Source organism: Corynebacterium sp. UMB2355A (genome assembly GCF_033877495.1).
GTDB classification, from domain to species: Bacteria; Actinomycetota; Actinomycetes; order Mycobacteriales; family Mycobacteriaceae; genus Corynebacterium; species Corynebacterium pseudogenitalium.
In genome coordinates this window covers 586,864-611,001 of the sequence record NZ_CP138855.1, presented here as the reverse complement: position 1 = coordinate 611,001, position 24,138 = coordinate 586,864, and the positions used below count along the sequence as shown (strand labels likewise).

Sequence of the window (24,138 nt, the reverse complement as noted above, 5' to 3'; positions counted from 1 at the left end):
GCATCATGAAGGCGCGTACAACAGTTCTTGCCGGACTTGCACTGAGCTGCCTGGCGCTAGCCGGGTGTTCGACAGGGAAGTCGACGGACCTGGGATTCGCAGCTGCGGCTCAGGACGGCACGCCGTTTACGGTGTCGCAGGTTGTCGGCGAGCACGCCGAGCGCGCCTACCTCTTCTGCCCGTACACGGACAAGGCGCAGGCCGAGGCCCTGGGCTTCGACCCCGACGATGTCTACAGCATCAACGACGACTCACAACGCTGGGAGACCTGGAGTGGCATAGGCGTCATCTTCAGCGATGATCGCAAACCCGCCATCGAGTGGTTCGACCCCTCAGTTATCGACGCCTGCCCCGGCGTCACCACCGGCGATCCCGTCGATGTGAACGCCCCGATTACCCCCACCGTCCAGCCCGTCGAGTTCGCGGGCGACGAAGGCCCCACCGACGTGATCAAGTTGGTGGTGGAGTAGGGGCTTCTTTGGGGATTGTGCGCTAGCGGGGTGCGCACCACATTCCCTCACAGGTTTTGTCCGACCTGGGCTTTTGCCGCGCTCGCCGGTCGGAATCGTGGAATGTGGTGCGCGTGCTGCTTGAACTGACACCAAATTCCCTCCCGTGCTTTACGTGACCTGGGGAAACGCAAAAGTCGGCGAAGGAAAACGGGAATGTGGTGCGCAAGCAACGGGGCGAGCGCCTAAAACCTAGCGTGCCAGGAGCTGGCCCAAGTCCAGGTTGGAGGACAGCTGCTGCAGCTGTGGCGGGATGTTGGTCTGGGAGCTGCCGAGGAGCTTCGCCCAGTCCTGTACCGGGTCCGGCTTCACGATGCCGCACTCCAGCGCACGGTCCGCAACTGCCTGGACGGTGCCGCCGGACATGACGCGAAGAGCGATGGAATCGCCAATCTTGCCGTTGAGGTTGTTGACCAGCTGCTGGCGGGTAGTGTCCTTGCCGGCGACGCCGGTGCCGTTGAGGGTGACGCGCAGGGTGTTGCAGTTCATGGTCTTGACGTTGCCGTTGACCAGCTGCAGGAGCGAGGTGGCGTCCTGTGCCTGTGCTGCTGGTGCTGCGAGGCCTGCAAGGCCGGTCAGGGCTGCGACGCCGATGGCTGCGATACGGGTGGAAATGCGCATAGGGTGCTCACTTTCAGGTTGTAAATAGGTGCTTGAAAAACAGAACGGGATACACCATACCTGTTACTAGTGTGACGCAAGTGAAAATTGGGGATTACGGGGGTAGTGTAGGATCTTCTGCCATGACGTTTTCTGGCCGTCCCGGCAGGCGTGCGCGCGGGTGTGGTTGTGTGGCGCTGCTTGTCGTTGTCGGCGCGGTGGTGATGGTTGTCGCGTTGGTGGCCTTCCTGCTTAGCGTGCTCGGCGGCCCGGAGCAGTTCGTGCAGCGCCAACCAGTCCCGGAAGACGTACCCCCGGCTGCGGCCACGCCACCACCTGCTATCGACGTCCACGCGCCCGGCCGAACCGCCAATGAACTCCACGCGTGGGCCGCCCCTATCGCGGAGGAGATCGGGGTCGACCCGCAGGCGGTGCGTGCATACGGTAACGCCGCACTGATCGCGGCGGAGGCCTGGCCGGCCTGCAATCTGCAGTGGAATACGCTCGCTGGCATCGGATGGGTGGAGACCCGCCACGGCACCTATACGGGCAAGAAGTTCGACGCTGGTCGCCTCGACGAAAACGGGGTGGCGCAGCCGCCGATCATCGGCCCGGCGCTCGACGGCACGGGCAACTTCGCACTTATTGCGGACACGGACGGCGGCACCCTCGACGGCGACACCGAGTTCGACCGCGCGGTGGGGCCGATGCAGTTTATCCCCGGCTCGTGGGCGATCTATGGCCGCGACGCCGACGGCGATGGGGTAGCAAACCCGCAGCAAATTGACGACGCCGCCCTGAGCGCCGCGAACCTCCTCTGTGCGAACGGGCGCGACCTGTCCACTGCGGAGGGGTGGTCGGATGCGGTGCTGACGTATAACCACTCGCGCGAGTACCTCCACAATGTCCGCGATGCCGCTGCGAACTACGCGCTCACCCAGCGCGCCACCCGGTAGGCGTGCCGCAGCCATGCCGAGAAAGCCACAAAAGTGGGCGAAACCGGGCATGGGCAAAAGGTTTGACGAAGATCACATTCCGAATGGTGTGACCTTAAATGGCGTGGTTGTGGGCCTATCGCTGCACGGAAACGCAGGCAAAGCACGAGTGTGACGAACGCCAACAAGCATTTTTTGCTGCGATCTGGAACAATCGGTAACGGAAATTTGGTTTGGCCAATCTCAAGGAGATGAACTGTAGTGGCTGATATTATGCACGTCTTTGCTCGTGAAATTCTGGACTCTCGCGGTAACCCAACCGTTGAGGCTGAGGTTTTCCTCGACGATGGTGCGCACGGCATTGCGGGTGTTCCTTCCGGTGCGTCCACTGGCGCACACGAGGCGCACGAGCTGCGTGACGGTGGCGATCGCTACGGCGGCAAGGGTGTCCAGAAGGCTGTCAAGAACGTCAACGAGGAGATCGCTGACGCATTGGCTGGCATCGAGGCTGACGATCAGCGTCTGCTCGACCAGGCAATGATTGAGCTCGACGGCACGGACAACAAGTCCCGCCTCGGCGCGAACGCGATCCTGGGCGTGTCCATCGCTGCGGCGAAGGCTGCTGCTGAGTCCGCTGGCCTGCCGCTGTACCGCTACATCGGCGGCCCGAACGCTCACATCCTGCCTGTTCCAATGATGAACATCGTCAACGGTGGCGAGCACGCTGACTCCGGCGTTGACGTCCAGGAGTTCATGATTGCTCCGCTGAGCGCTGAGTCCTTCGCTGAGGCTCTGCGCATGGGTGCAGAGGTCTACCACTCCCTGAAGTCCGTCATTAACGCGAAGGGCCTGTCCACCGGCCTTGGCGACGAGGGCGGCTTCGCTCCTTCCGTCGACTCCACCCGCGCAGCGCTCGACCTGATTGTCGAGGCAATTGAGAAGGCTGGCTTCAAGCCGGGCGAAGACGTTGCACTGGCGCTGGACGTTGCTTCCTCCGAGTTCTTCGAGGACGGCGTGTACAAGTTCGAGGGCGGCGAGCACTCCGCTGAGGAGATGGCCAAGGTCTATGAGGAGCTCATCGCTGAGTACCCAATCGTCTCCATCGAGGACCCACTGCAGGAAGATGACTGGGAGGGCTACGCAAACCTGACCAAGACCATCGGCGACAAGGTCCAGATTGTTGGCGACGACTTCTTCGTCACCAACCCTGAGCGCCTCGCACGCGGCATCAAGGAGCACGCTGCGAACGCCCTGCTGGTGAAGGTCAACCAGATCGGTACCCTGACCGAGACCTTCGACGCTGTGGACATGGCTCACCGCGCTGGCTACCGCACCATGATGTCCCACCGCTCCGGCGAGACCGAGGACACCACCATTGCGGATCTCGCAGTGGCTCTGGGCTGCGGCCAGATCAAGACTGGTGCACCGGCTCGTTCCGAGCGCGTTGCGAAGTACAACCAGCTGCTGCGCATCGAGCAGGAGCTCGGCGACGCCGCTGTTTACGCTGGTCGTTCCGCATTCCCACGCTTCAAGTAATCGCTTGATTCGTACGCACCCCCTGCCCATCGCGCGCTCGCGCGTGGCAGGGGGTGTCGCGTTTTTCCCTGCTGTACACTAATGAGCACTATGAGCACTGGCACGCCCCGAGACAAGCACACAGCGAAGCGCCGCAGGAAGCGGTTGGCTCGCACTGTGCCCGTGGCGTCCCGCGAGCAGCGCAAGCAGCAGCTCGCCGAGCAGAAGGCCAACAGGGAGTCGCGCTTCGCCGCCCCCAATTTAGCGACGCTCGCCCTGCTCATCATCGTCCTCATCGCCGTACTCGTGGCAGTAGCAGCCCCACTTCGTAATTTCTACGAGGGCCGCAACGAGATCGCGCGCGCCCAGGCAAACATCGAGTACTTGGAGCGCCGCCAAGCGGACCTCGAGCGCGAGATCGCGAAGTACGAGGACCCCGAGTACCTCAACGAGGTTGCCCGTCGGCGCCTCGGCGTGATGGAGCCCGGCGAGTCCGCCTGGCGAGTCATCGATCCCCGCATGACTCACGGCACCACGATCACCTCCGACGAAACGCCCGACGACCGCGGATGGGCCGTGTTCCTCTGGGACTCCCTCCGCGAGGTCCCCGAGGATGTCCCCGCCGACGCTCCTGAAGAATCGCCCGCCCCGGCAGAATCGCCTGCTCCCGAAGCGCCCGCGGAAGCACCTGCGGCGCCTGAAGCGCCTGAAGCGCAGTAGCCCGAGCCTAAAAGGTAGCAACAGGATTACTGCAATCCACTTTTTGCGCGCTCCCACCTGGATTATTCCAATCCTTTTACTCCCATTTGGAGAATCACCAGGCTGCCAGCCCCACCCCACCCCGAGCGCTCCCGTTGACCGACTAACAGCGTGCTATTAGCAGCGTGCGATTAAAGGAGTGCGACGCTGGTCGCCGAAAACCGCCAAGCCCGGCCCAAACAGCGCGACCTGCATCGCACGACATCTAGCACACGCTTTTTACGCCCACGCTGGGGTCCAACAAGCGCAATCAAGAACCAGAACTGTGTAGCCTGAAACCAACCCAACGGCTTGCGACAACGAGAGGAGCAGTGGCTGATTGATTACCTCACGCTCCCGAAAAGAAAGAAGCGCTCGAAGCTCACTGAGTTCTTCGGCTGGGTCCTTGGGTTTTAACGTTTAACCAGGCAAGTTAAAGTATTCTCAATTCTGTTGCGCCGTTTTCATTACCAAGATTGAAAGGAGGGAAGCGATGGGGGTTCTGCGTGTTGATATCGAACCGTCTGTGCTGGACTGGGCGCTGCGACGTACAGGACTCAGTGACGAAAAGCTCCGTGCCACGTTTCCCAAGGTAAACGATTGGCGCTCAGGGGAGGAGCGTCCGACGCTCAACCAAGCGAAGGAACTAGCGAAGAAGGCACGAATCCCATTTGGAAGGCTCCTTCTTCAGGCGCCTTCTGGCGAAGAGACTGATGTACCTGATTTTCGTACTGTCAGAAATGAGCGTCTCGATGGGCTGAGTCCTGATCTGCAGGAAGTTATTCACTCCGCCGAGGCGCGCTTGGGGTGGTACTCGGATTACGCGGAGGAAGTTGGAATTCCTGGTCCTGAAATTCTGCGCTCTGCCCAAGATTCCACCAGTTCCATCCTGGCTGCTCGCCAGGCTCGCATCGCGCTGGGGTTTGACGAGGCTTCTGCAATTCCTGGGCCAGAGAGAGTGACGACACTAGCGCATCAGATGGAAGATGTAGGGATTTTAGTATCCCGAAATTCCATTGTCGGAAACTCTACGCAACGTCATTTCAGTATTGATGAGTTCCGCGGATTCACCCTGATTGATGGGGAATTCTGCCTGGTGTTTGTGAATACAAGTGACGCTAAAACTGCGCAGCTCTTCAGTCTCGCCCACGAGTTGGGTCATGTTGCTTTGGGGAAGGCTGGTATTTCTGACCACAGCGATCACCTGCGGGTAGAGCGCTGGTGTAACGAGTTTGCAGCGGCATTCATTGCCCCAGAGACTGCAGTGAAAGAACGGTACAACAAGAAGTGTTCTTTGCTCGACAACGTCACGTCTCTGGCAAGCGTGTTTGGCATCAGTAGGGAAGCGATGCTGTTGCGCTTGAAAGATATTTTCCTGATCGAGCAACAAGAGTTCGACGAAGTTATGCGATTGGTCCGTGTCAGGAAAGAAAAGAAAGCTACACAAGAAGGCAGCGGCGGTCCTTCGTTCCATGTCCTCGTTCGGTCTCGCGTCGGCGAGCGGTTCTTCGAGACGATCACCTTTGCCGCAAAGTCTGGACAGATTCCTGAGAGAGATGCTGCGCGGCTTCTTGGCGCTGCCTCGTATAAGTCCTTTGAGAACCTGGTGAAGAAAAGCGATTGGGCTAGCAGGGAGGCAGAGTACTTAGGAAGCAAATTTCAGCTGATCGGGGATTAGGTTTTAGAAAGCGCAGGCAGGACAGGGTGCGCAGCGAAACCAAAGGGATCGATATTAGAACGTCTTTGCGTATCGATTCGAGTAAACTTTGGTGATATGTGTATCGATGAAGGAAACGAGCAGACAATTACCCGCTTGCTGGATAAGAGTGAGGAGGCGTTTGTTCTTGCTGTCGAACTGTACAATCGACCGAGCTTAAAATACGGTGCGGAAAGTTGTTCGATTTTGTTGTGCAATGCTTGGGAGCTGATGCTGAAAGCTCACATGATCAGAAAGTGGGGCATTGATTCAATTTACTTCAAAGATGATCCTAGTAGGACTCTTGCTCTTTCCGATTGTTTGAAGAGGGTTTTTACGAATGAGAAGGATCCTCTTCGGGTAAACATGAAGAATGTGATGGAGTTTCGTAATACGAACACGCACTTCATTACAGACGAGTACGACTTGTTTTATGGGCCCTTCTTGCAGTCGTGCGTGGAAAACTATGCGGACAAGCTTTGGGAATTGCATAACCGTTCGGTAAGCGAGCTCATCCCAGACAATCGGTTGGCCTTGGCAATGAGAAGAGGTGCAATCGTTCCTGACGTTATTCGGACAAAGTATGACGCTGCAGTTGCGCAGGAACTACTTGCCCGGCGGAAAGATGTTGCGGATGCTATCGGGGCTGAAGGAAATCAGAGGATCGCGGCGACTTACGAGACCTCGTTGAGGCTGGTTAAAAAGAAGAATGATGCAGATTTGAATGTTTACATTCAAAACGGATCGGAGCATGGCATCGCCATCGTCAAGGATGTGAAAGATGCCGTTAGCTTTTATCCTTATACTGCTGGTAACGCGACTAAAAAGATCGATTCTTTGTTAAAGAAAAGAGGCATTACTTTTTGCTTCAATGGTTCAGTGAAAGAGAAGTTTACTACGTATGCTTTCCAACTCTTTACCAAAGCGTACGAGATGAAAGGCGATGAGCGCTTCTCCTACGACCGTAAGACTGCGGGAGAGAAAACGAGCAATTGGATATATTCCGAGGCAGCAGTCGAATTTATCGCGCATCAAGTTGAAAAAGACCCTGGTCACTGTCTTGATCAGTTAAGAAGGAAAATTAATACAAAATAACTGAGCCGCAAATCGCCTTCGAAAAGTAAAACACCAACCCTTGGAGCAAAGGAATTCTCAGGTCGTTTGACCTTACTCCCATTCGGGAACCCAGCTGTATCCTTCTCGGGTTGGTGCTGTGATACACATTCTACGCAACCTTAGTCAGTTAGGCAATGCCCCCATGACTGATTGTGCAAGAAGCAGCTGAAGCCTCAACCCACCTCCGCCGCACCGTTCCACCACCGCCCACCTCGTGTGGAACAATGTTGCTCATGCAACCGACTCAAGAGGATCTCAATATCATTCAGGAGCAGCTCGGCCGCGCGCCCCGCGGTGTGCTGGAAATTTCCTACCGCACGCCGGACGGCCAGCCTGCGGTGGTCAAGACTGCACCAAAGCTTGACGACGGCACTCCGTTCCCCACCCTCTACTACCTGACGGACCGCCGTCTCACGGCCGAGGCTTCGCGTTTGGAGGGCGCTCAGGTGATGAAGTGGATGGAGGCCCGCCTGGCCGAGGACGAGGATTTGCAAGAGGATTACCGTCGCGCTCACGAGTACTTTTTGGCGAAGCGAAACGAGATTGAGGACTTGGGTACGGACTTCTCCGGCGGCGGCATGCCGGATCGCGTGAAGTGCCTGCACGTACTGATTGCGTACGCGTTGGCGGAGGGCCCGGAGCACTTCCGTTTCGGTACGGAGGCTGTGGCGCTCGCTGCCGAGCACGGCAACCTGCGCGGCACTGCGATCCCGGCTGATTGGCCGACGCTGGAGCAGCTCGGTATCACGCTTGCTGAGGCGGGGGAGCACCTCGCATGAGCCAGCCGGTAACGCTTGCCGCGGTTGACTGTGGCACGAACTCCATCCGCCTCCTGATCACCCGTTTCGACCCCGATAAGAACACGTTCGAGGAGGTCTGCCGCGAGAACATCATCGTGCGTTTGGGCCAGGGCGTGGACGAGACGGGCGCGTTCAACCCGGAGGCGATTGAGCGCACCCGCAAGGCGCTCGCCACCTACACTGAGCGCATGCTCGCCGAGGGTGTGCAGCGCGTGCGCATGGTCGCCACCTCCGCGACCCGCGACGCCTCCAACCGCGACGTCTTCTTCGACATGACCCGCGAGCTGCTCAGCCAGATCCAGCCCGGCGCACAGGCCGAGGTGATCACGGGGGAGGAGGAAGCCCAGCTTTCCTTCATCGGCGCCACGATGGACCTTCCCGCAGGCGACGGCCGGTTCTGCGTCATCGACTTAGGCGGCGGCTCCACCGAGTTCGTGGTAGGCAACGGCGACGCAATCGAGGGCCGCATCTCCACCCAGATGGGGTGCGTGCGCCTCACGGAACGTTTCTTGCGCTCGGATCCACCAGCGCCCGAGGAGCTGCGCGCGGCCCGCGACTACGCGCGCGAGCAGGTCCAGCACGCGGCAGCGGTGGTCAACATGGCGAAGGCACACACGGTGGTCGGCTGCGCCGGCACCTTCACGACGCTCTCCGCGCTCACCCAGCGCCTCCCCGAGTACGACCCAGCCCGCATCCACCTCTCGCGCCTCACCTTCGAGGACCTACGTGCCACCATCGCGGAGATCCAGGCGTTGAGCGTGCAGGAACGCAAGGACCACCCGGTGATCCACCCCGGGCGTGCCGACGTCATGCCCGCCGGCGCTGCCGTCGTCGAGGAAATAATGAAAGCCGCCGAGGATCTCACTGGTCTTGACTCGATTGTGATCAGTGAGAAAGACATCCTCGACGGCATCGTGGCCTCGTTGGCAAGCCACGAATAGTTACCTTAACCCATGCCGGGGCTAGTCCTCGTCCGGTTCCAAGATTTGATCCTGGTGCCCCCGTTTGCCTCGTAGATCTTTGATCTCACGCATGCGGGGCTCCGGATCGATCTTGTTCGCGATGGCTTTGCGGGTGGAGGTCACCACCTGTTTGGCCACCGGCGAGTTCACCGCTTTCTGCGTGGCGTTGACAATCTGGTGATAGCGCTTGCGCCCGGCTTTCGTGCCGAACACGTACCCGGCGGCTGCTCCGACAACGAATTGAATCATGGGTGCCATAGTACAGAGGATTACGATCTTGCTTCAGTACTGCCACAATTAAGGTTTTAAGAAAGCTAACCGTTATCCTGGATGCCAAGGCACACGCCGATATTGCGATGACTGTTGGTGCACTCTGTGAGAAGGGAATGAAGTTGGCTCGTATTTTGGTGCTATCGCATTATTGGGCGCCAGAAAATGGGGTCCCACAGCGGAGGTGGACGTGGCTCACTGAGATGCTGCACGAGCAGGGGCATTCCGTCAGTGTCATCGCGCCACCGCCGCATTACAATCGCGTGAATGATTGGGCGGAACGCGCCAAGGATGCAAGAGTGCGCACTCGGCGCCGCATTCGGGGGGTGAACAAAGTCGAGTGGGGTCCATCGGGGGAGCGGATTTTCGGACACAGTATCTATCTGGTGGCTCCGGGCTGACAGCGAAGGCTTTGAACCAAGGATTTGTTGCGCTCTCGACGCTGCTGAAAGTCGCCAAACAGCGCTATAAGGCGGAGGAGGCGACGCCTGATCTCGTCATCGGCACGGTTCCGGCGCTGCCTACTGCTTTTATTACTCCGCTTGCTGCGAAGTTGCTTGGGGTGCTGTACGTGATTGATTTGCGGGATGCCTGGCCGGACTTGTTGAAGTACTCGAATGACTGGAACTCTGGACTGGGTGAATCTTCGTGGCGGGAACGAATCTTTGGTAAGGGGCCAAAGCAGGTTGTGATCGCGATCGTTTCGCACCTGCTGAAAAAGTCGCTGCGCAACGCCGCCGGTGTGATTGTTACCGCCGATGATTTGGGGGAACAGCTCCAGACAAAGCTAGCTCGCAGAGGCGCAGGCGTTCCGGTGAACGTTTGTACCGTGCGAAATGTGTTTCCAGTCAAAAGCGCATATTCAAGGGAACATGCAACCCATGTGCATCATGTGCAGAGCGACCGCCCGTATCTCAATGTGTTGTACGCCGGCACGTTAGGTCGAGCCCAGAAACTTGGCAATGCGATCGAGGCAGCAGAATTAGCCCACCGACAAGGCGTTGATGTGCACTTGAAGCTTATCGGTGCTGGGGTGACCAAAGAAGCTCTACAAAACCAAGCACGGGAACTCGACGCCGATATCGAAATTTTGCCTAGAACCTCAGCAGATGCGCTCGAGCAGTACTACGCCTGGGCTGATACTGCCCTGGTGCATCTTGCTGATTGGGCGCCACTACAGCGTGCAGTGCCTTCGAAAACATACGAGCTTATGGAAGCTGGGATTCATATCAGTGGGGCAGTGGAGGGTGAACCTGCGCGCTTGATTGAACAGTTGCACGCAGGGCATACAGTGCCCGCGGAAGACCCACAGGCGCTGGCACAACTCTGGGTACGGCTGGCTCATAATCGGGAGCAATTGGAAGTCCCGAGTACTGCGGCTCAGTGGGTGGTTCACGAACGAGACGTTGCGAGTCCAGCTGCGCTACAGAAGTTTCTCGACGCCCTCTCGAACTAAGGCAGTACCGTGAAATCATTGTTCAAAGGTGTGTATCTGCGCCAGGTCGTATTTACTGCGGGATTTATCGCGCAGCAGTGCAGAACTGACGCTGATGCGTTTGCGCGCAACGTGGCGCAGCGACTCAAACATGTTCAGTTCGTGGGTCCTGCGCTGCAGCGTCGTGTGCTTTCGAACCAGGACGATGATCTACAAGACACCGCGAAGGCTGCTCGGCGTGCCTTCGAATCTGGTAATTTTTCGGAAGCCATTGACGTGCTCGCAGGCAGTCGGCGTCACCGGCTGACACGCCAACGTTATGAGTTTGAGCGGGCGAAGCTGTACCAGGACATTGAACGATCTTTGCCGCTGCACGGAGCGAAACGTGTTTTTCACTACCTCACAAACTCGTTGCCGCACACGAGCGCGGGATATTCGCTGCGAAGCCACGCTGTGCTGGAATGTATGCAGTCCGCGGGCATTCAGGTAGCAGCTGCGACGCGGTATGGCTATCCAAATGTTGTCGGCAAGCTTGCTACGGATGAATGTGAGTGTGTCGATGGCATTGATTATTTTCGGATGCTGCCCTTGTGGCCATCGAACTCCTTTTTTACACAGCAAGACCGAGCTGTAAGACAGCTAGTACGGTATGCAGGGAAGTTCGGTGCTGAAGCACTGCACACTACGACGGGATTTGAAAATGCCTTGATCGTCAGTCGCGCAGCAAAACGGCTCGGCATCCCGTGGGTGTACGAGATGCGGGGCGCACCGGAACAAACATGGCTTTCAAAGCAACCAACGGACAAACGCGAGACTGCGAAGCAATCTGAGTACTATCAAGCGGCACACCGCCAGGAACTCGAGGCGGCTCGCCAGGCAGCTGCAGTGGTGGTACTGAGCGAGATTACAAAACGGTCTCTGATTGAGCGCGGAATTAGTGCTGAAAAGATTGTGGTTGCGCCGAACGGTGTGCCCGATGACGCGTTCCAGCGCCGCGATTCGAAGCTTGAACTACGCCGGGAGCTACGCCTTCCCGAGGGCAAGACGCTTGTGGGAGCCATCACCGCAGTTGTCGACTACGAAGGCCTGGAGTACTTCCTCGAGGCACTCACAAAGCTCGATGAGTCTTTCTTTGGTGTCGTAGTGGGAGATGGGGTAGCGCTGGAGCGGCTGAAGGAACAGGCTCAAGCGCTAGGCATTGAACAGCGAGTGCGTTTCGTCGGCCGACAGCCTGCGAGCAGCATTCACAAATGGTACGGGGCGCTCGACGTATTCGTAGTGCCGCGCAAGGACACTGTCGTGTGTAGGAACGTGACTCCTATTAAATCGGTGATGGCACAAGCACTCGACATTCCTGTTGTTGCTTCTGATCTACCCGCGCTCCGCGAAGTAACAGGTGGCATAGAAACGTACGTGGAACCGGAGAATACGATGTCGTTGGCGGAGGGAATCCGCGTCGCGGCAAGCCTCGAACATGACGAAAGGCGTACATTATGGGCGCGAACGAGGGCGTGGTCCGCTGTAGCGCAGGAATACGCCGCGCTATACAGGTAGTGAACAAAATAGCGTTGCTACTGCGTGCTTACTAAGCTGTAACAGTTAGGCTTTGAATGACGGAGAGTTGTTGCACCGCCAGTGGAAGGATTGTTGATGAGTCTTGATACGAACAGTGACGAAGAGAATCACCAGCCTTCCAACACTGTCGTTGTAGATACGTCGTCGTTGAAAAAGCTCTCAGCGCGGCCGCCTATCGGGCAGTACATTGCTGAGATCTGGCAGCGACGCTACTTCCTGCACGCAGATGCCACCGCGAAGGCGTTTCGCACGCCGCGTGACGTCTGGATGGGCAAAGTCTGGCTTATCATTTCGCCGTTGATTGATGCGATGATGTACGCCGTAATTTTCGGTTTAATCATTCGCACGAGTAACGGTATTCAGAATTTCCCTGGGTATGTGGTGCTTGGGGTCACGGTTTTCCAGATTTTCCAGAAATACATCACTGACGGTAATGATTTGGTGAAGAAGCAGCAGAATCTGATCAAGTCGTTCATGTTTCCACGTGCGGCGCTGGTGCTTTCGCAGAGCTTGCGGCTTTTCTATTCGACGATGCTACCTGTGGGAGTTGCGACGGTCTTTACCTTGCTAACGCAGATCCATGAGCCGCTGCACTGGACGATCATCTTTCTCATTCCGCTTTTCTTCCTGGCGCACATTTTCGGTACGGGCATCATGTTCATCGTTGCACGTGTCACCGCCTTTTATCCGGACGCAGAAATTATCTTCCGCCTGGGTCAGCGTTTCTGGTTCTACAGTTCCGGTGTGTTCTTCTCCGTTGAACGTTTTGTCCACCAGCCGGTGCTGAAAGACGTCATGGAAAATAATCCTGGATACCAGTTCCTGATGGCCGCTCGTAATTGTGTTATGTATGGTCAGGTGCCGTCGATGGATCTCTGGGGGCCGATCATTATATGGTCGTTTGCTACCTTCGCTGTTGGATTCCTTTTCTTCTGGAGGGCGGAAGAGCGCTATGTCACAGTCAAATAGCAACGACAGCGCGATGGTTCCTTCGATCGTGCTTCAGAACATCACCATGGACTACCCAGTGAAGTCTGAGGAAAAGCGCTTCGGCTGGGACACAGTTCGCGCACTCGATGGCATCAACCTCGTGATGTATGAAGGGCAGTCGGTTGGGTTCTTCGGCCAAAACGGCTCTGGGAAGTCGACCATGATGCGGATCATCGCTGGGGCTGAGCGGCCGTCGAGCGGTGAAGTGCGAGTGAAATCTCAACCGACGCTCATGGGCGTGCGTGCTGCGCTGCAGCCGCGACTGTCTGGTGCGAAGAACATTCGGATCGGCTGCCTTGCAATGGGGATGACGCCTGAAGAAACCGAGGCTGCATTCCCTGGGATCATCGAGCTGGCTGATATTGGAGATGCGATCGACCGTCCGATGAACACGTATTCTTCCGGGCAGGGAGCACGCCTGGGATTTTCGATTGGGCTGGCAACGAACCCCGAAATTCTCATCGTTGACGAGACTCTCTCTACTGGCGATGCGGCGTTCGCACAACGGGCAGAAGCAAAGATGCAGGCGTTGATTGATAGTGCTGGCACCGTCTTACTTGTTTCGCATTCACCGAAACAGCTGGAGGCAATGTGTGATCGGGGAGTGTGGATTCACGAAGGAAAGATCATCGCTGATGGTGACGTGGAGGGGGTTTCGGCAAAGTACCAAGAGTGGGTCAAGCTGAAAGGGGCGAATGATTTCGCTGCCGCGGACGAAGTCATCGAACAGGTTCGGTTGGGATATTCTAGCCCCAACATTGTTTTTAAGTAGCGGAGAACACGAGTGGGATTGGGAAACATCCGGACAGCGCTTTCGTATGCGCATGATGCGCGCGCGTGGCTGAGGCAGGCTCGCCACGCGGGAACTTGGGTGCATACGAAGGCGGCAAAGGCTCCGATCCTCAGCGTGGTTATCCCTTGTCACAACGCTGCACGCTGGATTGCGACCTTGGTACACTCGGTTCAATCACAAGGCATCGATGAGCTCGAAATTCTGGTAGTCGATGATGCATCGACCGATGCTTCCAGAGCTATCTTGAATTCGCTTGCGCTGCTCGACAAACGGATCAAGATCATCGACGGTGAAGGGCGTGGCCCCGGTGCGGCTCGCAATCTCGCGATACAGCAGGCACAGGGAGAGTTTCTCACTTTCGCCGATGCTGATGACATCGTGCTTCCAGGTGCGTACTCTTCAATGCTTGATTCGTTGAAAACAACGGGAAGTGACTTTGTCTTTGGTGGGTACGTTCGCCATAAGGGCAGCTCGGTTTCGCGCCCCCAGATTGTTGAGGCGACGCACCGAGAAGATTTAGCAAATGCGACTGCGGAAACGTTTCCTCAGGCGTTTGAGGAACCAGTGCTGTGGAACAAGATTTTCCGCACCGACTTCTGGAATACACGCGTCGGACCAATTCCCGAGGACGTGAACTATGAGGACCAACCTCCAGTGCTGCGAGCGATCTGTGCAGCAACTTCATTCGATGTGCTGAAGCGAGATGTGTATTCGTGGCGTTTGGCTTCTGCTGGTACATCGCGTTCGACGGTGAAGACTTCGTTGCGAGACGTTCGAGATCGAGCTGCTATCACACGAATGATGTGGAAGGAAGCAAAGGAGGGGGATGCCCCGCGTGAACTGTTGGAGTTCATGCTTGAACGGATTATCGCGCGAGATTTGCATATGTTTGCAATTCACTTGCCCCATAAACCACACGGGGATCCGTACCGCGAAACCATGAGAGCACTCGCTCGCGATATTACGGGTTGGGCTAGCGACTTTCCCGAGGTTATGCAGCGTATTCCACTTGAACACAGATTGTTGTTTTGGATGCTTGCGCATGGCGGCGACCAAGATATTGATGACGAAATTGGGCTCCGCATGGAGCTAAAGCACTCCTATGCGTTCGAATCGAACGGGGTGCTGGCATCAGGTTGCCACCCAACTGTTGAAGGACTACCGGAGGATTACCTGCGAGCTCGTGTTGTTGATCTACCGGTTCATGCCATTATCCAAGAAGTCCATTGGGTCGGCGCAAATAACGTGGAGCTTCAAGTCAGAGCATTCATGGCAGGTGTGAACAGCGATGAGGTAGAGCTTTTATTTTTCGCTGTGGAAAACGGAGATGAAGAACACCGCGTACTACTTAAGCGAAAGAAATGTGGGGACTCGCGGAATAACGCCGCAGTACAGGACCCATGGTTCGACAGGAATGGCGACTCTTTCGTACTCGTCGTAGACCTCAACAATAAAAAGCGCGTATCCATTGCCGTGGAAGCACGCTGGAATGGACTGACTTCGACAACATACGTTAAACACAGTGGAGAGCCAGCGACAAAGCAACCAGGAGCTCTCAGAGGCGGCCAGCGCTGGACAGTATCGTCTGAGCGAGACGCAGGCGGTGCCCGGTTCCTGCTACAACTGCGTGAAGTTGCCTCGACAACTCCCGTGCTGACGAGTTGGACCACCAGTAATTGGAGGGTCCACGGTGAAACGGATGTCTCGGAATTGCATTACGCAATGTGGCCAACTGGGTACCGTGCGCTGTTGGGGCGGTCAAAGAAGATTCCGCTAGAGTCAAACGGCGTACGTGTAGAGTACGGCGTGGTGAGCGAGCAATCGCTCAAGTCCTGTGCTTCTGTGAAAATCCGTCCAGACAGCAAAGGCATTGCCTATATTGATCAAAGAGCAGTACGGGTAGTGTTGGATTCTGCGGAAATCAACGGCAGCCGACTGGTTCTTACAGGGCGCTGCAGCTCAGAATCGTTGCACCCTTCGGTATGGCTGAGGTCCTCACAGCAGACGTTAAAAGCAGAAACTACCTGGGAGAAGGGAACCTTTCGAGCATGTTTTGATCTCCCCCAAGTACAAGCCACTTCATATTTTCTGCGTTGGTCCATCTTCAGTTCGAATCGCATTGCAAGGGCATCAGTTGAACCTGGAGAACTAGATAGCAATATCTATGTTGAGGGAACTGCGCGGTCCGTTCGCATTGTACCCAGGGAGAACGGGACCACTGCCGTGTATATCTTGCCTGCAGATCAAGTATCGAAAGCTACTCGATGGGAGACCTACCACGGAATTCCAAGCCAAGAACACGACCTTATCGATGGAATTTTCTTCGAGTCTTTTAGCGGTAAGAACACGGCTGACAATCCTGGTGCGATTTGCGAATATCTTTCTGGGCGAAATATTGATGTCCCGCTTTGGGTATCTGTTCGTGATGAAGACACAGAGGTTCCCCCGGGTGCCATTCCGGTGATCACCGGCAGTGACGCTTGGTACGACAAACTTACTCGAGCCAAAGTTATTGTCGGAAACGACAATTTCCCTCTGTGGTTTCGGAAGCGACCGGGTCAGCATTGGTTGCAAACGTGGCATGGTTGGCCTATCAAGCGGCTGCTCTTTGACGCACACCCTAACTTTGTTGGTCTTTCATATAGGCGTTTGATGAAGCGCCAGGCAAGTGACTGGGATTTGTTGCTCGCACAGTCCGATGAAGCAGCTCAACGGATTGCAGGTTCTGCGTATTACACAGGCCCGGTACTGAAAGGAGAGTACCCGAGGAACCTTGCTCTTGCTCGGGCGATGCAAGAAACAGCAAGCATCAAAGCGGAGCTGAATATTCCTCCGGACAAGCGAGTGATTTTGTGGGCTCCTACATGGCGTTATTTATGCGAGGATCTAACTTTTCCAGCGGATAGGATTGCGAAAGATAATGACGCGGTAGTGCTTGTTCGCGGCCATCATATGAAGGCAGTGCACAAAAAGGGCAAGAACGTGAAAAACGTCAGCTCCTACCCGTGTGTGGAGGAGCTTCTTGCCATTGCAGATCTACTAGTTTCGGACTACTCTTCAATCTTCTTTGACTACGCGCTCACTGGTAAGCCATCGATTGTGTATGCACCGGATTTAGAGGCGTACAAAACTCAAGAGCGCGGGTTCTATAGCGATTGGCCTTATGACTCTGGGCGACCAGTTGCACTCACCACCAAGGAGCTTGAATCAGAAATTGCGATGGCGCTGATGCAAACCACGCAGTCTAACTCTGATGAATCAGCTCAGAAAGCTGCGATTCAAAAATCTGTGCTTGAGAATCTTGAGCAGATAGAAACCTGGATAATTCAAATGTTGAAGACCTAAGCTTCTACATGCGCTTCATTCAAACCAAATGATCGAACTTCACCTTGGGCAGTGAACTCTGCATCAGAGAGTTTCCAAGTGTGGTTGTTGCCACGCACCTGGATGAAGTTAAACCGGTCTGTAGAGTAGATGTGTCCATTGGCTGCGAGTATCGATTTGAGGAAGGCAGTATCCTCCCCGGTGGTTCTATCTTCAAATGGGTTTTGCTCAAAAGTTTCGCGTGGTCCGAACAGAGTGGGGCCTGCAACGAAATTGGTCCACAGGTGTTCTTGGTCAGGTCGACGTAGAACAAGGACATTAATCCTTCTACATAGGCATATGCAGCTTGTTTCCCAACGAGATCAGCCCCGCTGTACATCACTGCATTGCGCATGTCCTCGAGGTAGTGCGGCAAATAATAGTCGTCGTCGTCGAACTTAGCTATGAAGTCTCCGCTCGACTGAGAAACTGCCGCATTCAAGCAGTTACCGAGCGACCAAGTTTGAGGTGCTTCCAACTTTGTCACTTTGGAAGGGTCGATGCCCAGGTTGAGGCATAGTTCGTTTAGCTGCGCCTGCTTCAGTTCATAGCCATGTGTTATGAGGATGAGTTCTCGCTCTTCTATTGACTGCCTTGCAAACTGACCCAATAAATGTGGCATATTGTCTGGCCGGTTGGATGAACAAATGACTGATACGAGGCCGGACGAGCGAGAAGGGGTTTGAAGCCCAATAGCAGTGAAAAGCTGCTTTGTTCGGTGACTGTAGCAGTGTTCGTTCCAAATGGTTCGTTGAGCGCGGTGCACCATTTTTTCGCGGTACTCGGGAGAATTAATCAGTGTAGTGATTGTTGCAGCAGCTTCTTCCACAGACTGCACCTCTGCCAAAGCATCGGGAGAGAAAAAATTCGTTGTTGCTGGGCTCGGGGTAGTGACGACTGCAGCACCACTAGCTGGAAGCTCAAATAACCGCCGGGCACACATCGAAGGGCTAGTGACCACTGAGTTCACGTTCAAGAACACTTTGTGTTCCTTGTTCGCGGAGAGCATTCGCTCCGGTGGCAAGCTCCCTACGATGTATCGGCGCATCTGCTTCGGGAAACGGTATCGTTTGTCCACGTTTCCAAGCCGAGAGAAGATGCAGAAGTTGAAGCCGTTCTTTGACGCCGCGGTGTCAGCTGCCTCAAGGAGGAGATCGAGCTGTTGGCGGCGCTCCGGATATTTGTGATTGAAGTAAGTGCCCGCAAAAGCAATATCACCACGTTGCCAACGCTTATCCCGGATACCTGGCATATTTGGCTGGTTACGAGCAGGGTTATGAATTGCAGGTTGAGCCGCAAACGGCATGACTCCTACGACAACATCCGGCGCGATCTCACGGTACCGTTCAACCATGTCCAAATCGGTGGTGAAGATGTAATCGAACAGCGACGCGGTGGTACTGAAGTCATCAAAATGTGCAGGGTCTTCTTTGTTCCAGAAGACGGTGGGAACGTTATTCTTTTTGCACCAGTCCAGCATTTCACTCAGAGCTGGGTCTGCTGAATCAGCTTTGTTTAGTCGACTTCGCCAAGCGCCACTGTTGCCGGCGTGAGCAGATTCCACAAATAGAAAATCGATGCTAGTGCCTTCAAGCACTTGCTTCCAGTTGTCTGGAGTCGGACTGACTACTTGAAATTCATTTTTCCAGCAGAACATCGAAAAATCATCTAGGATCACGGCGCCAGTTATGTGCGATGTTGGGAGTCTTTCGGGATTTGGCTTGAAAGTTTTTGAAGCGAGCGGGTCGAAGAAAGAGGTGTCTTGCTGTAGCAAATGCGTGATTTTTTGAAGGCTACTGCGTTTCATTGGAACTATTTGATCGCCTAACTGGCGAGCCTCACTGCTAAGTTTCGCTAGTACGTAGTTGATGTTTCCACGTTTGATCTGGCGAATCATCGTGGATGCACGTTGAATTGTGTGGGGAAAGTGAGAGAGCATACGAACAGTTCCTTAATTGTGATTGCCGCTTTACCATTTAGGCTAAAAGAAATTTTGATTCGCCGGTGACCGGTTGCTTTAGGAGTCTACTCGTTCAAAACTGCTGGTATAGATATATGCCTCTGTCCCTCAACGCCGAAGCTTAGAGAGTTTAATGAAGCACTCACGGGAGATTCAGTATGTAAACCTTTTAGCAAGGGCGTGGTAACCTGGTTGCGTTAGTTTTCAAAGTACGAGCAGGACACTGATTGAGGACTTGTATGCGTCGCGTAATAACGTACGGAACATTTGACCTTCTGCATTATGGTCACATTGAACTTTTACACCGAGCGAAAGCATTAGGTGATTATCTCGTAGTTGCTCTATCAACTGACGAGTTTAATGCACTAAAAGGGAAGAAATCCTATTTTTCGTATGAGAGACGCCGCAGGATGCTAGAAGCAATCCGCTATGTCGATCTCGTTGTGCCGGAGGAAGAGTGGGGGCAAAAAGCACGCGACGTCGAGAACCTTAAGATCGATGTATTTGTGATGGGCGACGATTGGGTTGGAAAATTTGACTCCGAACTAGAGGGTAAATGCGAAGTAATTTATTTGCCACGCACTCCTGATATTTCTACTACTCAGATTAAACAAGAGCTCAACAAGAATTCATAAGGAGACGAAGATCTGTGGCTAAATCCGACTTCTCTGCTCGCGTTTTTGAGTTTGCCGGGAAAACTATAGCTGGAAAAACCACTAGTCAACGTGGCGTAAAACTTGTTCAGTACGCAGCTGCGCGAATGGGCGGATAAGAACTGGGCTTCTGCATATCAGCTCTATAACCAAATTCCTGAAAATCGGCGGTCTATTGCGGTTCTGGAGCGTCTGCTTATTTTGGCGAACAAGTTGGATCTTGTCGAGGAAAAGGAATCAATCTTCTCAGCGTTTGTTGCAGACTATCGTTCGATAACGGAACTAGCTGAGAGCCTTAAAAGTCGCGAAAAATCTAAAAGAACCTGAACTACAAGCGATGATCATGCAAAGGCTGGGGGAAGGCTTAGCAGCGCAAGGTGGATACACTCCAGAGCTCTTTGCGGCAATACATCGTCAGGATCCAGCGTGGCGGCGACTCGAAGTGCTGTCGGCACACAGTGGGGAGGCACACGACACCGCGAAGTGGTTTGAACTCACAGCTGGAGCCGCTTGGGAGCTGAAGGATTACGAGTTGGTGCTCAGGACAATGGAGGGCATTGGCGAGAAGCAGAAGAATACGCCAAATCTCAAGTACATTGAAGCTGAATCTTATCGACGACTTGGTGATATCGACGCCGCGAGGAACGCGTACAAGGAGTATTTAAAGCTTTTCCCTAAAGGGAAGGAGTTTCAATCGGCTGTAAAACAGATCCGTAAGTCTGACGGTGACCTAGTGGCTTATGAAGTGATTTCAAGTGGGCTTTTGGGTGATGAGAGCTCAGATATTGCTGTGGCCGAAATGGCAAACTTGAAAGAACGGCTACATGCGTATTCCGAAGCTACCGAGCTTTATTCGGAGTTGGCTTTTTCTAACTCTCATGATGCACGTATGAGTTATAAAATTGGGCTCAATGCTGAGCGCGATGGCGATCTCGAGCTTTCCGCCCTAGCTTACAAAGATGCTTTGAGGAAGCAAGGAAACCCACGGGGACATTGGTACTCCTATCGGTTAGCTTGCGCTTACTACGGTCTGGAACGATATGCCGACGCAATGCGTGCGTATGCTGACTACTTCAAAATAAAGCCATCTGACAAACAGGATCAATGGGGATTTGAACGGATCGTAACGAATCTTTTCAAAGGGAAATCACATCATGAACTGCAAGAATTAGTTCGCTGTCGGGTGTCTAAGGGTGCTCACAGTAATGAACGCATCCAGCGAAACTATGGGTTCTTGCCGCTTGGCCCAAGCCCCGCAAGGTTTGCGCTGGCTGAATCTGCGGTACGAAAAGGACCGTATCAAGTTGCGGCCGACATAATGCGTGCGGTAATTCCTGTAGCGTCGACGTGTTCGGCAACAAGCTGGCGGAAGCGCTCGTAGCTGTAGTAACGCTGGGATGGGTGGGCTGGTTGGGTGGTGTAGCGGCCCCACAAGACTTGGAGGGGGACTTTGTTGCGCGCGGTGCGTGCTTTGGTCACTGCGTCGAAGTCGATGGGTACGAAGTCGCCTTGGGCTACACTTCGGCCATCAACAAACCATGTGGTCATTTCTTCGTCGGTGATACCGGCGAGTTGTTCCTGGGGTGTGATTTGGTGTGACGCCATTGTGTGGCGCTTTTTGGACTGTGGTGTGTGAGCATCGCACAGTCGAGCAGATTTGGCGGACGGACCAGCCTTGTAAGACAAGGTTCATCACGGCCTGGTAATCAGTCGCGATAGGACTCCTCTGATGATGCCGTGTGCCCTGTTGCCACGCGGTCAGAAGAATCTTCTCCTAAAGCGTTACTCGATACTCACCATGTAAAGTGTCAGCACCTCGTGCACGTTGAGTGTCATCAGGTTGTGCACACTGGGTGTCAGGAGGTTGTGCACACTGTGTCCCATGGGTGTGTGCACAGTCCTGCGTGTTTTAGTGGAGTAGTTTGTCTGGGCTAATGGTGGCGAATCGTTTTTGGGCTTTTTCGTGTTTGATACGCCATTGTTTGGGTGGATCCTTCATCCACACGCCTTTGATGTTGTAGGAGTTGATGTATGCCTTTGTCTTTGCGATAGCGACCACGGGAAGTGGGATCGACAAAGCGAGTTCACCGTCTTCGGCATCCCAAAAGCCAAGTTCGCTTTCTGTGGCTGTGCGGTGGAAACTTCTGTTTCTCATCGATCGGGGAACAGCAATGCGCATCCCTTGGAAAAACACCATCTGATTAGCTTCAGTGACAGTCACTGTACCGAAACCGTTGTCATCTGAGTCAGCAATACTGGGGCATGAATAGCCTGTGACTCCACCGTTTCGTTTCGGACGTGGTGGTTTTTCATCCTGGCGGATAACCCCTGAGGTGAGGTAAGCGTTACGACGTTGAAGCGCGTAGTTTTCTGCTTTCTGCTTTAGCACCTCCAGTGGGATCGGGTCTTGAGGTGGCACAACCCCAACAAGGTGCCACGCTGTGGCCGGGGTGACACACTCTGGAAGGCCCTGGTGTGGGCGCCGGTTATTGTATTGATCTCGATACTTATCGATCAGCACCTCGCACTGCTTCAGTGTTTTTGGTTTGTGTGCCTCCAAGAATCTAAACAGTGTGCGGTGTGAACGCTCGTCTTTACCTTAAGTTTGCGGGTTGCGTGGCCTGCCGGAAATACTCAAGCACCCAACCGATGCCAGGTAGGCTTCCAAGGGGCCAACAACACCGTTGCGTAGCTGGTTAAAAGCAGCCCCATTATCACTGAGAAGTTCATGCGGGGCACCAAAGGTGGCAATGGCCTTGCGTACAGCATCTGTGGCATCTTTAGAGTTTTCGTGTGCCGCATAGGCGCAGGTACCGACATCGAAGCGGGTAGCGTCATCGATGATTTGATAGATGGTGACAGGTGTTCGTTTGTCGTCGTGGAGGCGATAGTAAAACCCATCAATTTGCCACATGTGCATGGCTTGACCACGCTGGAAACGAACACGGGTGATCTTGGGGCGTTTCTTCGGGTTTGATTCCACAGCTCCTGCCGCACGCAACAGGCGAGCAATCGTGGATACGGACGGCACCGGATCTGCTAGCTCTCCTGATGCAATACCTTCAAACCGAATGGAGATGGGACCATAGTCCCAGCCCTGGGTTTTCAAACGCTTCCGGATCACAAGCAGTGCTGCGGTCACGTGCTCGTCGTAGGTCCTTGCTGGGGTGATCGGGGCGCTGGAATGCGGATGCAACGCGGCACCTGCTTCCTCATCGTATCGGGCACGGATGTTGTAGAACGTGCGGCGGGAGATCTTCAACTGTTCGCAAAACGCGGTGATAGATAGACCGTGACCGTCGAAGGGATCGAACTCAATAATTTTCCGGCGAATCTCCGGAGGAATTGCCTTACTCATTATCCGATTGTGCCCGACACACAGCATAAAAGGTCACGAAACTGTGCACAATGTCATGACATTAGGTGTAAACAATGTCATGACCTTAAGCGTGCACACTGTCATGACTTTAAGCGTGCAAAAGGTAGTGACACATAACAACCGAATACTCACCACGCCGCTACCATTTCAATCTTCTAAACAGATACCCTCGCGCCACATTGACTCGTTTAGATTCTGCATTGGGAGACGGATTTTTCTTCAGCAAGGACGGTGGGTGCAGCGATCGTCTGGAAGATGTTTGCAAGTACTCTTTTGACCTATCTCCGTACGGAAATCAGATGAGCTCAGCGGCTTTGATTTTTGAGATGCTTAATAGATATTCTGCGATCTATACAGACCGTGTCTATATCGCTATCGCAGCGGCAATGATGGGGAAAGATGTCTATTTGTTTAGCTGCAGTTCTAACAGAACCGTAGGGATTTATACTGCAACGATTAAGGATAACTACCCGAAAGTTGAACTCATCAACTTGAGTTAAGGATATGGGTGTGTACTGCTGACGTCGTGACTTTGCTGGTTAGCTGATAAGAGTACCACGTGGCGTGGTATACAGGCAGGGAATTGGCATAACGGTTGCCCATACGGCGGCTAAGGGAAGTTGAAGATTGATGCAGCGAGAAGGTGTATCTTACATTACGTTTGAAGAGTACTGTCAGTACGATTGGCAGATCCTGTGGTGCGGTCGAAAACGGATATCAGCTTGGTGCTAAATACACGTCGTCCTTATCCATTCTCAATATATTATTTCCGAGTACTTTACAATCCATAGATGAATTAGGATATTCGCTTTAATGAACCGGTCACAACCCAGAAATATGCAGTTTTCA

General features: G+C 54.4%; 21 protein-coding genes and 1 pseudogene. 17 read left to right on the top strand and 5 right to left on the bottom strand.

The genetic code is table 11. The features are described 5' to 3' along the window. Positions 1-5 precede the first annotated feature (5 nt). Positions 6-470 (top strand): hypothetical protein, encoded by a 465-nt coding sequence (locus R0V12_RS02965; RefSeq protein WP_320072806.1) that lies wholly within the window; start codon positions 6-8, stop codon positions 468-470. A 231-nt stretch (positions 471-701) separates the two neighbouring features. Here the strand turns inward: R0V12_RS02965 and R0V12_RS02960 are convergent, their stop codons facing one another. Then, positions 702-1,130 (bottom strand): hypothetical protein, encoded by a 429-nt coding sequence (locus R0V12_RS02960; protein WP_070362106.1) that lies wholly within the window; start codon positions 1,128-1,130, stop codon positions 702-704. A gap of 122 nt (positions 1,131-1,252) precedes the next feature. On the opposite strand from R0V12_RS02960, the gene R0V12_RS02955 reads away from it, so the two are divergent. The 7 genes from R0V12_RS02955 (at position 1,253) to R0V12_RS02925 (ending at position 8,850) form a co-directional block, all read left to right on the top strand. Further along, on the top strand, positions 1,253-2,065 hold the full coding sequence (locus R0V12_RS02955) for a lytic transglycosylase domain-containing protein (RefSeq protein ID WP_320072805.1): 813 nt from the start codon (positions 1,253-1,255) through the stop codon (positions 2,063-2,065). 240 nt (positions 2,066-2,305) lie between these two features. After that, positions 2,306-3,580 (top strand): phosphopyruvate hydratase, encoded by a 1,275-nt coding sequence (gene eno, locus R0V12_RS02950; RefSeq protein ID WP_284818248.1) that lies wholly within the window; start codon positions 2,306-2,308, stop codon positions 3,578-3,580. Positions 3,581-3,670: 90 nt separating this feature from the next. Beyond that, a complete protein-coding gene (locus R0V12_RS02945; protein WP_320072804.1) occupies positions 3,671-4,279 on the top strand; it encodes an FtsB family cell division protein in 609 nt (202 codons plus the stop codon). A 511-nt stretch (positions 4,280-4,790) separates the two neighbouring features. Then, positions 4,791-5,975: an ImmA/IrrE family metallo-endopeptidase gene (locus R0V12_RS02940; protein WP_256042255.1), complete on the top strand. Its 1,185-nt coding sequence runs from the start codon at positions 4,791-4,793 to the stop codon at positions 5,973-5,975. A gap of 96 nt (positions 5,976-6,071) precedes the next feature. After that, positions 6,072-7,088, top strand: a complete 1,017-nt coding sequence (locus tag R0V12_RS02935) for a DUF3644 domain-containing protein (RefSeq protein ID WP_070362111.1) — start codon at positions 6,072-6,074, stop codon at positions 7,086-7,088. A gap of 254 nt (positions 7,089-7,342) precedes the next feature. After that, entirely contained in the window at positions 7,343-7,888 is a 546-nt protein-coding gene (locus R0V12_RS02930) for a DUF501 domain-containing protein (RefSeq protein WP_320072803.1), read from the top strand. Continuing rightward, positions 7,885-8,850: a Ppx/GppA phosphatase family protein gene (locus tag R0V12_RS02925; RefSeq protein WP_320072802.1), complete on the top strand. Its 966-nt coding sequence runs from the start codon at positions 7,885-7,887 to the stop codon at positions 8,848-8,850. The genes R0V12_RS02930 and R0V12_RS02925 overlap by 4 nt, the downstream gene beginning before the upstream one ends. Before the next feature lie 21 nt (positions 8,851-8,871). On the opposite strand, the gene R0V12_RS02920 is transcribed toward R0V12_RS02925, so the two are convergent. Further along, positions 8,872-9,120: a hypothetical protein gene (locus R0V12_RS02920; RefSeq protein WP_070363455.1), complete on the bottom strand. Its 249-nt coding sequence runs from the start codon at positions 9,118-9,120 to the stop codon at positions 8,872-8,874. Positions 9,121-9,553: 433 nt separating this feature from the next. Here R0V12_RS02920 and R0V12_RS02915 point away from each other — a divergent pair, with 433 nt between their 5' ends. The 5 genes from R0V12_RS02915 (at position 9,554) to R0V12_RS02895 (ending at position 17,279) form a co-directional block, all read left to right on the top strand. Beyond that, positions 9,554-10,597, top strand: coding sequence for a glycosyltransferase (locus R0V12_RS02915; protein WP_320072801.1), 1,044 nt, complete (start codon positions 9,554-9,556; stop codon positions 10,595-10,597). 9 nt (positions 10,598-10,606) lie between these two features. Then, the gene (locus tag R0V12_RS02910; protein WP_145945239.1) at positions 10,607-12,130 is read left to right on the top strand and encodes a glycosyltransferase family 4 protein; all 1,524 of its coding nucleotides are present in this window, start codon (positions 10,607-10,609) and stop codon (positions 12,128-12,130) included. A 96-nt stretch (positions 12,131-12,226) separates the two neighbouring features. Next, positions 12,227-13,120, top strand: a complete 894-nt coding sequence (locus R0V12_RS02905) for an ABC transporter permease (protein WP_320072800.1) — start codon at positions 12,227-12,229, stop codon at positions 13,118-13,120. After that, complete coding sequence (locus R0V12_RS02900; RefSeq protein ID WP_256020889.1) at positions 13,104-13,913, top strand: ABC transporter ATP-binding protein; 810 nt, start codon at positions 13,104-13,106, stop codon at positions 13,911-13,913. The genes R0V12_RS02905 and R0V12_RS02900 overlap by 17 nt, the downstream gene beginning before the upstream one ends. A 99-nt stretch (positions 13,914-14,012) precedes the next feature. Next, positions 14,013-17,279, top strand: coding sequence for a bifunctional glycosyltransferase/CDP-glycerol:glycerophosphate glycerophosphotransferase (locus R0V12_RS02895; protein ID WP_320072799.1), 3,267 nt, complete (start codon positions 14,013-14,015; stop codon positions 17,277-17,279). Positions 17,280-17,298: 19 nt separating this feature from the next. On the opposite strand, the gene R0V12_RS02890 is transcribed toward R0V12_RS02895, so the two are convergent. Then, a complete protein-coding gene (locus tag R0V12_RS02890) occupies positions 17,299-19,194 on the bottom strand; it encodes a glycosyltransferase family protein (RefSeq protein WP_320072798.1) in 1,896 nt (631 codons plus the stop codon). A 302-nt stretch (positions 19,195-19,496) separates the two neighbouring features. On the opposite strand from R0V12_RS02890, the gene tagD reads away from it, so the two are divergent. The 3 genes from tagD to R0V12_RS02875 all read left to right on the top strand — a co-directional run bounded on the left by tagD (position 19,497) and on the right by R0V12_RS02875 (position 21,291). Continuing rightward, the gene (gene tagD / locus R0V12_RS02885; protein WP_320072797.1) at positions 19,497-19,892 is read left to right on the top strand and encodes a glycerol-3-phosphate cytidylyltransferase; all 396 of its coding nucleotides are present in this window, start codon (positions 19,497-19,499) and stop codon (positions 19,890-19,892) included. A 102-nt stretch (positions 19,893-19,994) separates the two neighbouring features. After that, positions 19,995-20,237, top strand: coding sequence for a hypothetical protein (locus R0V12_RS02880; protein ID WP_320072796.1), 243 nt, complete (start codon positions 19,995-19,997; stop codon positions 20,235-20,237). Between the two features lie 10 nt (positions 20,238-20,247). Next, positions 20,248-21,291 (top strand): tetratricopeptide repeat protein, encoded by a 1,044-nt coding sequence (locus R0V12_RS02875; protein WP_320072795.1) that lies wholly within the window; start codon positions 20,248-20,250, stop codon positions 21,289-21,291. 528 nt (positions 21,292-21,819) lie between these two features. Here the strand turns inward: R0V12_RS02875 and R0V12_RS02870 are convergent. Together R0V12_RS02870 and R0V12_RS02865 are read right to left on the bottom strand one after the other, a co-directional pair. Continuing rightward, positions 21,820-22,491: pseudogene (locus R0V12_RS02870) on the bottom strand (integrase core domain-containing protein); the annotation flags it as partial. 18 nt (positions 22,492-22,509) lie between these two features. Continuing rightward, the gene (locus tag R0V12_RS02865; RefSeq protein WP_320072794.1) at positions 22,510-23,268 is read right to left on the bottom strand and encodes a DDE-type integrase/transposase/recombinase; all 759 of its coding nucleotides are present in this window, start codon (positions 23,266-23,268) and stop codon (positions 22,510-22,512) included. 200 nt (positions 23,269-23,468) lie between these two features. Between R0V12_RS02865 and R0V12_RS02860 the strand changes: the two genes are divergently transcribed. Then, the gene (locus R0V12_RS02860; protein ID WP_320072793.1) at positions 23,469-23,789 is read left to right on the top strand and encodes a hypothetical protein; all 321 of its coding nucleotides are present in this window, start codon (positions 23,469-23,471) and stop codon (positions 23,787-23,789) included. Positions 23,790-24,138 lie beyond the last annotated feature (349 nt).